Below are 1,185 nucleotides of genomic sequence, written 5' to 3'. Positions count from 1 at the left end.
TCTATTGAGGCAACCAAACAGGCCATGCGAGAGGTAACCGGACCGATCATCGCTACCTCTTTAGTGTTAAGTGCGGTGTTTATTCCAACGGCATTTATTTCTGGTTTATCAGGTCAGTTCTATAAGCAGTTTGCGCTGACGATAGCGATATCAACCATTATTTCTACCTTCAACTCGTTGACCTTGAGTCCTGCCTTAGCGGCGGCGTTGCTGAAACCGCATGATGCCAAGAAAGATATTCTGTCGCGTATGATCGATTCAGTGTTTGGTCGCTTTGTGTTTGCACCATTCAACAAGTTTTTTGGTGCTCTAACGAATGGCTACACGTCTTTGCTTAAAATCATTGTACGGATGTCGATCATTGTTCTTGCGATTTATGCCGGACTGATGGCTTTAACTAAGCATCAGTTTGAGACGACTCCAACAGGCTTTGTTCCGCAACAAGATAAAATGTATTTGATTGCTTTTGCACAATTACCTGATGCGGCGAGCTTAGATCGAACCGAAGAAGTGATCAAACAAATGTCAGCGATTGCCTTAGAGCACCCTGGCGTTGAATCGTCGGTCGCTTTCCCAGGTTTGTCACCGAATGGATTCTCGATTTCTTCAAATGAAGGGATTGTTTTCGTTGGCTTGAAACCTTTTGATGAGCGGCAAAGTCCTGAGTTAAGTGCAGACGCGATTGCTGGCGCCTTGAATATGCAACTTGGTGTGATTAGTGATGCTTTTGTTGCTATCTTCCCTCCGCCACCAGTACTTGGTTTAGGGACGACAGGTGGGTTTAAAATCCAAATTCAGGACCGAGCGAATTTGGGTTATGAGCAGCTCTTCCAAGAAGCGCAGAAAGTGGTTGGGCAAGCGTGGCAAACGCCAGAGCTGACGCAAACTTTCTCATTCTTCCAAGTGAATGTACCGCAACTTGAGATTGATGTAGACCGTGAAAAGGCGAAGGTACACGGGGTTGCGATCTCCGATATCTTCGATACCTTGCAAGCTTACATGGGCTCGGTGTACGTCAATGACGTGAATTTATTTGGTCGTACTTATCAAGTGAATGTTCAGGCGGATAAGGAATTCCGTGTTGATGAAACGCAGCTTGAGCGTCTGAAAGTTCGTAATCGTAACGGGCAGATGGTGCCATTGTCGTCGTTTGTAACGATCAAGCATGGCGCTGGTCCGAACCGT

The 1,185-nt window shown here is 46.2% G+C and carries 1 protein-coding gene; it reads left to right on the top strand.

The genetic code is table 11. The features are described from left to right. Nucleotides 1-3 precede the first annotated feature (3 nt). Nucleotides 4-1,185: efflux RND transporter permease subunit (locus A3738_RS05430; protein WP_304440069.1), on the top strand; the 1,182-nt coding region annotated here is incomplete at its 3' end.

Source organism: Oleiphilus sp. HI0066 (assembly GCF_001635725.1).
Note: the sequence above shows the minus strand (reverse complement) of the source record. Positions and strands in the feature narration are given on the sequence as shown.